Raw genomic sequence first — 12,258 nt, 5'->3', positions numbered from 1 at the left:
TAATCCAATTTAGTTAATTTTAATTTAATTTATTTAAATATAATTTAATAATTATTAAGGAGATTTTCATTATGGAAAATATAGATATTGGTAAAAAAATTGAAAAACAAAGAAAAGAAAAAGGTTTAACTAGTAAAGAACTAGCAAAGATGGCCGATATTACACCATCAATGTTAAGTCAAATTGAGCGCGGGTCCGCTAACCCTTCTATCCAAACATTAAAAGTGCTTGCTAAAGCTCTTGATGTGCCAACATTTAGCTTTTTACTTGAAGATACAAATACAGACGATTTAATTGTACGTTCCCATAAACGAAAGAAAATGATTATTGATAATTTATCATATGAAATGCTTTCACCTGATTTCACTGGAAATTTAGCAACAGCAATTATGACCGTCCCGCCTAATACAGCTTCATCAGAAAATGTGCTAGAACATAAAGGAGAAGAATTAGCATTTGTCTTAGATGGGAAAATCACATTATATTTAAATGAGGAAGAATACGTATTAGAAACTGGCGACAGTGTAAAAATACCTGCTTATTTAAAGCATAAATGGGTGAATCATTTTGAAAAAAACGCGATAGTCTTATTTTCTGTTACTCCGCCGATTTTTTAATATATCAATAAAAACAGGATGATTCTTATAAAATGAGGATTATCCTGTTTTTATTAAATAAGAAAGTGAAATTTTTGTTAAAAACTTAACAGTTGGACCCAATCCGAACAATCCTCCTAAAAACATATTTACAAGTAAAACTATCCCTCCCATTGATGCTAACGTATCATGAGTCAGATTCATCCCACCACTACCAGAGGCACTTGTAATATTCACATAAAAATAAGAAATATGTAAAAATTAATTAATTTTTCAGAATTTTGTTGAAAAATATGGTAAAATCACTCTTATACTTCTTCTATTTTGCTATTATAGAAATAATTAAATTAGGATACTTTTATCGAATGGGGGAATATATAATGAGTGTGTTATTAAAAGGGCATGAACAGATTGTCAACGAATTAAACATTTTATATCAAGTAATGGTAGCGGAGCAATTAATTGAAGCGAAACAATTAAAAGAAAAAATAGAGAAACAGATTAATAAAATTGAAGCTGATCAAAATCTATCGCTTTACTACTCCCTACTAAACTTTAAATATAAGGTCCTAACCGATTGGACAAACATTAAATATGATACTTTTAGTCAAATTGTTCGTTTAGACAATCCAATAACTGAAGACTTTATTACTTATTATTATCACTTTTTTAAAGCTGAACATGCTACCATTATTGGAAATTATGATGAAGCAAAAAAAGAATACGAAAAAGCTGAATCCCTTTTAAAACATGTACCAGGCGAACTAGAAGAAGCTGAATATAAATATAAATTCGCTATATTTAATCACCATACAAACAAACCACTTACAGCAATCAATTATGCAAATCAAGCTAAAGAGATTTTCTCAAAATATCCACGTTATGAAATTAAAATAGCTCTATGCGAAAACATTTTAGGCTCATGTTCTGTTTATTTAAAACAATTCGAACAAGCCGAAGAGAACTATAATTCAGCAATCAATATTTTACAAAAGCTGAAAGACGATACACTAATCTTAAAAGTTCGAAATAACTTAGGTTGGCTCTACTCTTCTCAAAATCTATCAACCCTTGCTATTAGACATCTTACAATAGTTACAAACAAATTACCTAAACACCTAAAAGCCAATTTTCTACAAGCCAAAGAACATTTTAGTTTAAATGAAAAAGAAATTGCAAACGATTGGGTTCAAAAAGGCTTAGAAATTTGTAATGAATTAAATAATCAAGAATATAAACACCATTTCACTATCTTAAAAACACAACACACTGGTATTCTAGACGACTTAGAAAACGCAATCATTGCAGGCACTACATATTTTAACAGTAAAGAATTATACGATTATGTACAAGAATATTACGAATTATTAGCAGTAGAATTTCATAAAGTGAATAAAATAGAGAAATCTCAAAAATATTTTTTCAATACTTACGAAGCAAAACAAAAATTATTAACTAAGGAGGCACTAAGATAATGAAAAAGATTAGTTTAGCTATTTTAACCTTTACATGCATACTTGCTTTTGGATTTAATAATTTTACTGAAAGTCAACAAGCAAAACAACTTCCAAAATGGGATACAGATAAACAAGAAACACATGCAGACCTATAGAAACCTAAAAACCCCTAATAAAGGGGTTTTTAGATTTCTACAATATAATGATTTAGCATATGATGAAGAAATATGCTTATAAAAGATAGCCATATACTCTCTGTACATGGCTATCTTTTATTTTTTCGACACCAACAAAATCCCTAAACTAATAATACAAAAGCTCATTATTTGCTCTGCTGATAGACCAAACAGAACCGAATTTTGTTCACTAACAAGCGAAATAATAATATGAGCAAACCCCTCAATAATTAGAAAAACACTTATATTCTTTCCATTTTCGAGCCTTTCATTTTTCATCCATAACAAGCCCATTATACAAAGAGCAAGGCTGATCTCATATACGAAAATAGGGTGATATAAAAGTTTAGATTCATATATTTTCATTCCCCATGGTAGTGTCGTTTGTGCACCTACTTCATGATGTAATAGAAAATAAAAGATAATACTCACACACAGACCCAAAGGCAATGCATCAAGTAAAATACGAAGCGAAAATTGCTCCTTTTTACTTTTCCAAACAATGTATACACTCGCAATCACGCATCCTACTACAATATGTTGCATACTTCCAACAGCTAATATTGCTTGCACTGGCGCCCCAAAGGCCCATACAGGATTTAAAATTGATGGTGCAAACTTCCATACAAATACGATGATAAGAAAAGCATTTGTTACGGCATCCATCATTTTTTCATATGATACATTTTGATGCCTCATCTTTCGTTTCATCAACACAAATCCAAATAGACTTCCAATTATAAGAGATATGGGTTGTAACCTCACGATCCACTCCATCGTCACGAAATCTCCTTTTAATTCTCAATCAATTTCTTAAATTTCTTTTCTAATTGATCTGGTGGTAATACACCTCGTACATGCTCTACTATAATTCCATCTTTATTAACAAAAAATGTCGTCGGTAAAGAGAATACTTTATAATCTAGTCCAGCTACTCCGTCCATATCTAATAGAACAGGAAACTCAAACCCATAGCGATTAGCAAATGCGCTTGCTTCTTGTACTGGGTCACTAACAGTTGCATTCACCGCAAAAATTTCAACATCCTTTTTATATTTATCATACATATGAACTAAATCAGGTGCCTCCATTTCACACGGCCCACACCATGATGCCCAAAAATTAATAATATATGGTTTTCCCTTAGCATCATTTAACGACTGCAACTTTCCGTCTAATCCTTTTAATGTGATGCTAGGTGCTTTAAAACCGACTTGTGGTAATACTTCTTTCTCCTGTAACTCTGCTTGCTTTGCTTTTCTTTCCTTTTCTTCTTTCTTTGAATTATAAAAGTTAACCCCCGCCCAAACGAGAGCACCTACTAGTATAATAGCAATTAGTTTCTTCACTTTTCTTCCTCCTCATTTTTAAAAACCTGTAAATCCACCGAATAGTCGAATAAAGAATGCTGTAATTTTCGTCATTTGATTTGTATACAATAAAATACCCGTTACAATCATCATTCCACCGCCAATTTTCATCATGACATTGGCATATGTAACAATCCATTTTACCTTCCCAATAAAGAATGCCATCACGAAAAATGGAACCGCAAACCCAAGAGTATACGCTGTAATATAAAGAAGTGCCCCTTCAGGATTCGTCGCGCCAAGCATGAGTACAGCTGAAAATATCGGTCCAACACATGGCGTCCAACCCGCTGCATATGTCATACCGACTAAAATCGAGCGAATAAATCCAGTCGATTTACTTCTATACTGCACCTTTTTCTCTGCCATAAGCCACTTAGGCTGAAACAAGCCCGTCATAAATAGCCCCATTAAAACAATAAAAATCCCACCAATTTGTTGAATCAATTTTTGGTTAGATGAAAATGTTATTCCAATCCAACTTACCGATAAACCTAACGCGTAAAATATAACCGAAAATCCGATCATAAAAAATACTGTATGTATAATCGCTGATTTTTGCATAATCCCACGATTTTCTTTTAAATCTTGAATAGACACACCTGTAATATAAGATAAATAAGATGGATATAGCGGTAAAGAGCACGGTGATATAAATGACAATACTCCCGCCCCAGCCACAAGCCAAATTGTTAAATCTGCTGCATTCATTTTATTCCCCCTGAAACACTACAATGAGTAGTGTTTATTCTAAAAAAAAGAGGCTATATGCACTCTCCGACAATAAGTACAACCGACATACAGAATAAACCTACTGTTACATATACCGAATTCGTATGTAACGGAATAGTAAGCTTAACAACCTTTTCATTTAACACTTGCTCGATTCGTAAATTTATTGCTGTTTTTGCAAATGAAGCTGTAACACATCGATTTTCCATTGTCTTTATTTTAATTAATTTTAATAACGCGCTACCTAACTCAAGTGAGGATTCCATTTTTTGCATCGCATATTTATCAGCAGCTAGTTCCTGATACGTATGATATCGCTGTAACAACCCTTTTAATATTGGTATGTACATCATTCCTTCTGCTAATAGCGTAAAACAAAATAATTTTAGCGGATCCCAATTCTTTTGATGATATTCTTCATGGAAAATAATTGCATCCATTTCTTCATCTGAAAATGTTTGAAGCATCCCTTCTGACATGACAACTTTCGGACGAAATAGCCCAATTGTAAATGCCGCAACTTCCGTAGTCGGCAATATATATATTTGTTTTCCTTTTCGGATGAAAGGGATAAGTACTTTTTGTAATTTTTTACTATAGAAAAATTGTCGCCAAATTCTTTTGCACACGATTAATACAGTAAGTAATAATAATCCAGCGATTATTATACGAATCAGCGATAATTCTTTCATATGTTTTTCTAACTGGAACAAGCAAAATTTTGAAAGAAGGAACATCTTATTTTGAAACAGAAATGGATATGTAACGTAATACAGTAACAAGCTGAAAAAGAGGGTACTAACAATTACTGCTAACAATACGATTTTACGCATTTGCCATTTCATTTCATTAATCCTCTTTTTTTAACTGACTCAATTTGTCTTCTAACTTTTTTATTAAAGTCGGATCAGCCTGCTCTAACTCATCTAACATATGATTTACAACTAAATCTCCAAATTCCCCCATCAATTCCTGTGTCATTTTCTTCGTTTGATTGGATAAGAATTCTTCTTTCGTTTGTACAGCACGATATATGCCACTTCTTTTCACAGTCTGTTTTTCTAAGTGTAATTTCTCTACTAACCTGTTCATAACTGTCATAACAGTGTTAAAATTCACAGGTGATTCTTCACTTAATTTCTGCTGCACTTCTTTAATCGTAATACCATCGCTAGACCAAACAATCTCCATAATTTTTGCTTCAAGCGGTCCAAAGAAATGATTTAACCCGTGCTCATTTAACTTATAGTTTTGAGTAAACATTGTACAACTCCTTTCACACTACGAATTGTAGTATAAATTAAATGAAAGGTCAAACGTAAATGATATATACGAAAATTAACTACCTATAAATACATAGGCTATTCCATTCATTTTAAACCTAATTTTTCTCCAAATGTATCAAAAAGGTACTGCTCTAATATTTGTACACTAAACTTCTCATTACGCCCAAGGGCAAATAATTCCCGATCTTTCGCTACGATAGTATCTAATGGAATAGCTACATTATCCACGATTTTTGTAATTTCAATTATATTACTTTTTACATTTACTTCTGTTTTAAATTCAACGTTTTCTAACACTATATGTGAACGTCTTCCTGATGCAAAAAAAGTAAAATTAGGATTTTTAACAACGCCAATTTCAGTCTCTAACGCATATAAATAGTGAAAAATTACATCTCTATGTCCATCTTTTATTATTTTTTCATCCTTCTCATCGTCTAAGTATTCTTTCAGCTTCGTTGTAAATTCAAATCGAAAATCCACTTTTTTCACGCTCCTTCTTTGTATTTCATATTAAATAAATATATTGAAATAATTTTACCATATTGTAATAAAACTTCCTATTAAAAGTAAAAACTGTTTTAGAAAATCGCTATTATTTCCGATACCCTTTTAAAATATAAGTATAAATTCAATATGAATGAATGCGTCATTATATCTATTTAAACATATTTTTTCCATATTTTGAAACATTAGTATGAAATATTATATATCAATGAATGGTTTCTAATGCATTGGTATATATAGTCAGTAGTTTCTTTACTATTCCGATATACTTAAGCTATATTTTCTAATTATTGATTACATTACGGAAGGAATGTAACTCTCTTCTATCGAATTTTTATATAACAAAAATGATTAGGTGGTGCTTTACTATGAAATTAGCTGTCATTGGTGGCGGTGATTTACAAGATTCAAATTACTTGCCTATTAATGAACGCCTTATAGAATTAACAAATAAACAGTACCCAAAAATATTGTTTATTCCAACGGCTAGTCATGATGATGAAAGCTATATAAAATTATTTTTAGACACGTTTGAAAAACAATTACATTGTGAAGTACAAATTTTACGTACTACAACAGATTTACCTTCTAAGTATGAAATAGACGAGATGATTCATTCAGCCGATTTAATTTATTTAGGTGGCGGGAACTATATTCACATGCTTACGCAATGGAAAGAACATAGACTCGATGAAAAATTATTATTGGCTCTGCAGCAAGGAACACTTATTGCTGGTTATAGCGCTGGTGCTATGTGTTGGTTCACGTCTAGTATCCGATCAGATTATGAAGGTTCTGGTTATATAGAGAGTAACGGATGGGGTATTGTTAATAAAAGATTTTGTCCACATTATAATCAATTAAACAGAATGAACGCCTTCCATTCCTTTTTACAAAATCATCAAGGGAATATAGAAGGAATTGCACTCGAGGATAATTGCGCTTTATATATTACAGAGGAATCCTTTGAGATTATCGGTGAACCGGAAAAAGCGTGGGAGTTTTATATGAGTGATAAAACACTCATTAGACAACATTTTGATATCACTTTAAAAAGCTATTTGTAAACCTGCACTTACGAAAAAATGTCTCTAAGTCTAATAACTTAGGGACATTTTTCTATTTAACTAACTAATCGTGTAATTCGTTTCTTTTGCCATGAAAGCTTATAATATGCATACTGTAATATTAAGCTGACAATAAATGCTGCTGGATACCCGATCCAAATGCCTTCTATTCCAAGACTTGTATGGTAAGAAAGATAATATGCTACGGGTACTTCTACAAGCCAAATTGAAACAACTCCAATAACAGTTGGCCAAAGTACTGTACCGCTCGCTCGCATTGTCGCACTAATAATTTGTGCATGACCGAAAATTAAATAACTCCATAACGTAATCATAACTAAGCTATGAGCAATTTCAATTGTAGTTTGACTCGTTAAAAATAGTGATAAGATGTCTCTTGAGAATAAGTAAATAAGAGATATTAACAAACCACCGATGACGTAGTTCATAATAATTCCAGCCTTCACAACTTTCTGCAATCGATCAAATTGATTCGCACCAATCGATTGTGCCGCAAAAATGGAAACTGTAATACCAAGGCTAACTGCTGGCATTTGTACATAACTTGCAACTTGATTCACAACGCCGTAAGCAGCTGTTGCATCCGAACCGTAACGATTTACAAATGCGATTACGGCAATCTCAGATAATGATACTAATATCATATTTATACTTGCTGGTATACCGAGCCTTAGCAATAGCTTTAATAACTCCCCATCCATTCGAAGGTATTTTCTAACCGTGCCATCTAGTTGTAATGGGTGATTTTTCTTCTTTAAATACACAAGCATGACAATAAACGTAATAACTGTAGATATAACAGATGCATAGGCCGCTCCATACACATCTAATTTCGGAGCTCCTAACCATCCAAAAATAAGAATCGGTAATAAGATCATATTTAGCGCTGTACTTACAATTAAAAAGTAAAATGGCGTTTTAGAATCTCCTGTACCTCTCATAAATGTTGTATATGCGAAATATAAAAATAATACTGGCATCGATATAAATAAAATCCGTGCATAATGTACACTTATTTCAATAATATTTTCTGGCGTTCCCATTAGACGCATAATATCCATCGCAAAAATACTGCCTATTATCGCCAACACAACTCCAATAATAAAGGTAAACGTCAACGTCGTACCAACGATAGCTTTTAAACGATCTTCGTTTTTAGCACCAAACGCCTGACCAATTAAAATAGAGCTTCCTGAACCGATACCAATTACAAATGAAACGAGCAAGAAAAATAATGGGAAGAATGCTGATATAGCCGCTAAATCATTAACTCCAAGCCATCTTCCTACTACTACCATACCAAATAATTGTCCAACTGATTGTAGTACATTACTTAATAATAACGGTACTAAAAACATCGACATCGATTTCCAAATCGGTTTACTCTCACTTTCCAACTTATGTGACTCCGCACCTTCTTTATTGTTATCTGCAGGTGGTTTCAAATTTCATTTCTCCTTTTATTAAACATCTATTTTCAATCTCTATCTCTTTGTATAGTTGTTATAATACTGTGCTTCTATTCATTTTCTTTTCGTATAATTATAACTTCACCCAATATTGACTTCCATCGGCTGTTCGATCTAAAAATCCATATTCGATTAAATATCTTCTTAATGTTACAAAATCAGGGTATACATTTTCTATCACTGTATTTACTTCTTTTTCAGTATACTTTTTATTACTATCAAACTTCTTCACTAAATGGCGCAATATAATTAATTTACGCTTTTGTTTCTTCGGAAATTTAGAGAGAGGTCCATCTAACCCTTCTGTAAAATGAGCTTTTAATACTTCATTATTTTCTTCTTCCGTAATATTGTATCGATCATCCACCATCGTTGCTGTTCTATGAATTGGCACAAATTTCGTTTGTACTTTTGATTTTTCTTCTGATAATTCCATTAGCGCTAAAAATACTTTTGCTTGCTTCATTTTCTCTCGCAGTGTAAATCGATGATTACGAATTGTTGATGTACTTCCGCCATCCATTTCTTTTACAATTTCTTTATCATTCAGTCCCATATGGAAAAACTGAACCATTTTCTTTTGTAAATCCGTTAAACCAGTAAATTTCTTATCCATATTTAACAAATAATCAAACATAGACGTATGCTCATTTTGAATATGCAATTGGACGAACTTCTCTGCTTCATACAAAATTTGATTATCTTGATAAATAACACCTTTAATAAATGTTTCACCACAAGCTAAGCAAATGTACTCCTCTTTTTCTTCATCAAACACATACCCTTTCTTTAATTCCTCTATTGACGCATCCCAAAACTTCTCTGAAATATCACTCATACTAAACACTCCTTTAAAATGTTTATTTAAAACTAAACAAATCAGCATAACGTTTATTATCACTTCATCATTTTATCACAACGCAAACAAACATTTCAATGTTTCGTTTACCCATTTTATAAACTTTTACAAAAACATCTAACAAAAGGGTTTAATACAACGAAAAGCGAATATGTTTATACAAATTCATTTTATAGGATGTGAAATAGAACATAAATATTCTTCAAGACCCTTAGTTTACCGTTAAACAAATTGCACAGAATACATATGCGATTAGTGAATATGGAACTGGTATTCACTCATTCCAAAACTTCAGTATTCAATTTTAACTACAAAAAAGATGTTTTCGTATAAGAAAACATCTTTTACTTTTTATATATTCTATTTACAGTCTCTACTAAAACCTTACTTACTTGTACAAATGTATGCTTTCGATTTCTATCTTCAACAAATTTATTAGCACAACTACTCATAATCATCATACAACTAATTATGACTAACGCTATCTTTCTATTCTTGTAAGTCACTTCATGCCACTCCACTATTACAAAACTTCTTTTGAATTTATCCCATCAAGAAATTTTACATGAATAATAAAACGTGTGAATATGCAATTATGCATATTCACACGTTTTATCACAATGTTATGATTTAATTTAGTTAAAGAACAAGTATACCGAGGTGACTAACTTGAAGTTTAAAGCGAAAAAAAATCCATTCCACGTCATTTTCATTACATTATTTATAATTATTTTTTTCGTTTCGTTATTCTTCCAAAATGAAAATTCTATTTTTTTCACTCTCATGATGCTATTAAATATCGTGAATCTTTCTTCATTCTATTTCTCTCACTACAACGTAACGGAATCATCTCTTGTTGTAAAACACGGTTTCATACTTCGTACTGAAATCCCATTTAAAGACATTCGCCATATTAAGTACTCTGGCAAAAAACTTCGTTCAAAAAAATGGACGAGGCAACAATTAGAAATTAATTATAATTTATTTGACTCAGTGACCACTTTCGTACCACAAGAAGAAGAAAAATTCATTTCACTCTTAAAAGAGAACTGCCCACAGATGAAAGTAATGAATACGCCCGCTAACAAATAATATATTTTGAAGCTTGCAGTATTGCAAGTAGATGAAACATAAAAATGAACATCAAAAAAGCCAAGATTCTATACTCAGAACCCTGGCTTTTTCTATTACTCTTTTGGAGCAATCATTTTCTTTGGATCTACAATTTCATCAAATTGCTCTTCTGTTAGTAGTCCAGATTGCAATGCTGCTTCTTTTAAAGTTAATCCTTCTTTATGAGCATGCTTCGCAATTTTCGCTGCATTTTCATATCCGATATGTGGGTTTAGCGCTGTTACAAGCATTAGTGAACGATTCACATTTTCATTAATTACTTCTTCATCTGCTTCAATACCAACTGCACAATTGTCATTAAACGAAACAATTGCATCCGCTAATAAGTGAGCTGATTGTAAGAAGTTATAAGCAATAACAGGTTTAAATACATTTAACTCAAAGTTACCTTGGCTCGCAGCAAATCCGATTGTTGCATCATTCCCCATTACTTGCGCTACAACCATCGTTAACGCTTCACTTTGCGTTGGATTTACTTTACCTGGCATAATAGAGCTTCCCGGTTCATTTGCTGGAATAATAATTTCTCCAAGACCACTACGTGGACCACTTGCAAGCCAACGTACATCGTTAGCGATCTTCATTAGATCTGCAGCTAATGCTTTTAATGCACCGTGAGTATATACAACTTCATCATGGCTCGTTAATGCATGGAACTTATTTGGTGCAGAAACAAATTGTTTACCTGTAAATTGACTAATTTCCTCTGATACCATCTCACCAAATTTAGGATGAGCATTGATACCTGTTCCAACCGCAGTTCCACCAATTGCTAACTCTTTCATATATGTATTGCTCTCTGCAATCATACGCTCTGTTTTTTCAAGCATACGGTGCCATCCGCTAATTTCTTGCCCTAAAGTTAACGGCGTTGCATCTTGTAAATGTGTACGACCAATTTTTATAATATGTTCAAATGCAGTTACTTTTTCTGCTAAAGTTTCTTTTAATTTCGTAATTGCTGGTAATACGTGATTTTCTACTGCGATTACACAAGCTACATGAAGAGCCGTTGGAAATGTATCATTTGAACTTTGTGACATGTTCACATCATCATTCGGATGAATGTGTACGTCAGATCCCTTCTCTTTCAAAATTTGATTCCCACGATTTGCAATTACTTCATTCACATTCATGTTTGACTGTGTACCACTACCTGTTTGCCATACGACAAGCGGAAAATGTTCATTCCATTTCCCTGCAATCACTTCATCCGCAGCTTCTACAATTGCTTCTGCTTTTTCTTCTGATAGCTTTCCTAATTTTTGATTGCTAAGCGCTGCACTCTTCTTTAAAATTGCAAATGCTTTTACAATTTCAAGCGGCATTTGCTCTGTTCCAATTGGAAAGTTTTCTTTACTACGTTGTGTTTGTGCTGCCCATAATTTATCAGCTGGAACTTTTATTTCTCCTAATGTATCTCTTTCAATTCTGTACTCCATGTTTTCATCCCCTTGAAAATATAATACCTACATCTCTTATAATAACAGACTTTCTCTTAAATGATAAGAATTCTCACTCTTATATATAGATATTCTATATTTATTTTAAAAAATTCCTCTTGACCTAAACTTAGGTTTAGGC

At 32.4% G+C, this 12,258-nt stretch carries 15 protein-coding genes; 5 read left to right on the top strand and 10 right to left on the bottom strand.

Annotation, left to right across the window (positions count from 1 at the left end):
- The first annotated feature begins 71 nt into the window (after window positions 1-71).
- Complete coding sequence (locus ACQRBL_RS08460; RefSeq protein WP_000427637.1) at window positions 72-617, top strand: helix-turn-helix domain-containing protein; 546 nt, start codon at window positions 72-74, stop codon at window positions 615-617.
- A 39-nt stretch (window positions 618-656) separates the two neighbouring features.
- On the opposite strand, the gene ACQRBL_RS08455 is transcribed toward ACQRBL_RS08460, so the two are convergent.
- On the bottom strand, window positions 657-833 hold the full coding sequence (locus ACQRBL_RS08455) for a hypothetical protein (protein WP_002025592.1): 177 nt from the start codon (window positions 831-833) through the stop codon (window positions 657-659).
- A gap of 143 nt (window positions 834-976) precedes the next feature.
- Between ACQRBL_RS08455 and ACQRBL_RS08450 the strand changes: the two genes are divergently transcribed.
- Complete coding sequence (locus ACQRBL_RS08450; protein WP_000114845.1) at window positions 977-2,071, top strand: tetratricopeptide repeat protein; 1,095 nt, start codon at window positions 977-979, stop codon at window positions 2,069-2,071.
- Window positions 2,071-2,208 (top strand): hypothetical protein, encoded by a 138-nt coding sequence (locus tag ACQRBL_RS08445; RefSeq protein WP_000724012.1) that lies wholly within the window; start codon window positions 2,071-2,073, stop codon window positions 2,206-2,208. Before ACQRBL_RS08450 ends, ACQRBL_RS08445 begins: the two co-directional genes overlap by 1 nt.
- 117 nt (window positions 2,209-2,325) lie before the next feature.
- On the opposite strand, the gene ACQRBL_RS08440 is transcribed toward ACQRBL_RS08445, so the two are convergent.
- From ACQRBL_RS08440 to ACQRBL_RS08415, 6 genes are all read right to left on the bottom strand, one after another.
- On the bottom strand, window positions 2,326-3,006 hold the full coding sequence (locus ACQRBL_RS08440) for a prolipoprotein diacylglyceryl transferase family protein (protein WP_411995715.1): 681 nt from the start codon (window positions 3,004-3,006) through the stop codon (window positions 2,326-2,328).
- 17 nt (window positions 3,007-3,023) lie between these two features.
- A complete protein-coding gene (locus tag ACQRBL_RS08435) occupies window positions 3,024-3,578 on the bottom strand; it encodes a TlpA family protein disulfide reductase (RefSeq protein ID WP_411995716.1) in 555 nt (184 codons plus the stop codon).
- Between the two features lie 18 nt (window positions 3,579-3,596).
- Window positions 3,597-4,310, bottom strand: coding sequence for a cytochrome c-type biogenesis protein CcdA (gene ccdA, locus ACQRBL_RS08430; RefSeq protein WP_000990439.1), 714 nt, complete (start codon window positions 4,308-4,310; stop codon window positions 3,597-3,599).
- Window positions 4,311-4,363: 53 nt separating this feature from the next.
- Window positions 4,364-5,176: a M56 family metallopeptidase gene (locus ACQRBL_RS08425; protein WP_023521637.1), complete on the bottom strand. Its 813-nt coding sequence runs from the start codon at window positions 5,174-5,176 to the stop codon at window positions 4,364-4,366.
- A gap of 4 nt (window positions 5,177-5,180) precedes the next feature.
- Window positions 5,181-5,594 (bottom strand): BlaI/MecI/CopY family transcriptional regulator, encoded by a 414-nt coding sequence (locus ACQRBL_RS08420; RefSeq protein ID WP_000495052.1) that lies wholly within the window; start codon window positions 5,592-5,594, stop codon window positions 5,181-5,183.
- A 107-nt stretch (window positions 5,595-5,701) separates the two neighbouring features.
- Window positions 5,702-6,100 carry a DUF3942 family protein gene (locus ACQRBL_RS08415; RefSeq protein ID WP_000347525.1) on the bottom strand — a complete coding sequence of 133 codons (399 nt, stop codon included), beginning with the start codon at window positions 6,098-6,100 and terminating at the stop codon, window positions 5,702-5,704.
- Between the two features lie 392 nt (window positions 6,101-6,492).
- On the opposite strand from ACQRBL_RS08415, the gene ACQRBL_RS08410 reads away from it, so the two are divergent.
- On the top strand, window positions 6,493-7,191 hold the full coding sequence (locus ACQRBL_RS08410; RefSeq protein WP_411995717.1) for a peptidase E: 699 nt from the start codon (window positions 6,493-6,495) through the stop codon (window positions 7,189-7,191).
- Window positions 7,192-7,247: 56 nt separating this feature from the next.
- On the opposite strand, the gene ACQRBL_RS08405 is transcribed toward ACQRBL_RS08410, so the two are convergent.
- Entirely contained in the window at window positions 7,248-8,657 is a 1,410-nt protein-coding gene (locus ACQRBL_RS08405; RefSeq protein ID WP_000804123.1) for an MATE family efflux transporter, read from the bottom strand.
- A gap of 97 nt (window positions 8,658-8,754) precedes the next feature.
- Window positions 8,755-9,519 (bottom strand): DUF2087 domain-containing protein, encoded by a 765-nt coding sequence (locus ACQRBL_RS08400; RefSeq protein ID WP_001280273.1) that lies wholly within the window; start codon window positions 9,517-9,519, stop codon window positions 8,755-8,757.
- 690 nt (window positions 9,520-10,209) lie between these two features.
- Here ACQRBL_RS08400 and ACQRBL_RS08395 point away from each other — a divergent pair.
- Window positions 10,210-10,632: a PH domain-containing protein gene (locus tag ACQRBL_RS08395; protein WP_000669072.1), complete on the top strand. Its 423-nt coding sequence runs from the start codon at window positions 10,210-10,212 to the stop codon at window positions 10,630-10,632.
- A 95-nt stretch (window positions 10,633-10,727) separates the two neighbouring features.
- Here ACQRBL_RS08395 and fumC read toward each other — a convergent pair whose 3' ends face one another.
- Entirely contained in the window at window positions 10,728-12,116 is a 1,389-nt protein-coding gene (fumC, locus tag ACQRBL_RS08390) for a class II fumarate hydratase (RefSeq protein ID WP_000456608.1), read from the bottom strand.
- Between the last annotated feature and the right edge of the window lie 142 nt (window positions 12,117-12,258).

Origin of the sequence: Bacillus sp. AF62 (assembly GCF_050312695.1) — a bacterium.
Lineage (GTDB): Bacteria > Bacillota > Bacilli > Bacillales > Bacillaceae_G > Bacillus_A > Bacillus_A cereus.
Note: the sequence above shows the minus strand (reverse complement) of the source record. Positions and strands in the feature narration are given on the sequence as shown.

Excerpts from the sequence above, each read along its gene's own strand:
- ACQRBL_RS08440 (WP_411995715.1), bottom strand. The coding sequence starts at position 3,006 with ATGGAGTGGATCGTGAGGTTACAACCCATATCTCTTATAATTGGAAGT.
- ACQRBL_RS08425 (WP_023521637.1), bottom strand. The coding sequence starts at position 5,176 with ATGAAATGGCAAATGCGTAAAATCGTATTGTTAGCAGTAATTGTTAGT.
- ACQRBL_RS08410 (WP_411995717.1), top strand. The coding sequence starts at position 6,493 with ATGAAATTAGCTGTCATTGGTGGCGGTGATTTACAAGATTCAAATTAC.
- ccdA (WP_000990439.1), bottom strand. The coding sequence starts at position 4,310 with ATGAATGCAGCAGATTTAACAATTTGGCTTGTGGCTGGGGCGGGAGTA.
- ACQRBL_RS08460 (WP_000427637.1), top strand. The coding sequence starts at position 72 with ATGGAAAATATAGATATTGGTAAAAAAATTGAAAAACAAAGAAAAGAA.
- ACQRBL_RS08400 (WP_001280273.1), bottom strand. The coding sequence starts at position 9,519 with ATGAGTGATATTTCAGAGAAGTTTTGGGATGCGTCAATAGAGGAATTA.
- ACQRBL_RS08420 (WP_000495052.1), bottom strand. The coding sequence starts at position 5,594 with ATGTTTACTCAAAACTATAAGTTAAATGAGCACGGGTTAAATCATTTC.
- ACQRBL_RS08445 (WP_000724012.1), top strand. The coding sequence starts at position 2,071 with ATGAAAAAGATTAGTTTAGCTATTTTAACCTTTACATGCATACTTGCT.
- ACQRBL_RS08450 (WP_000114845.1), top strand. The coding sequence starts at position 977 with ATGAGTGTGTTATTAAAAGGGCATGAACAGATTGTCAACGAATTAAAC.
- fumC (WP_000456608.1), bottom strand. The coding sequence starts at position 12,116 with ATGGAGTACAGAATTGAAAGAGATACATTAGGAGAAATAAAAGTTCCA.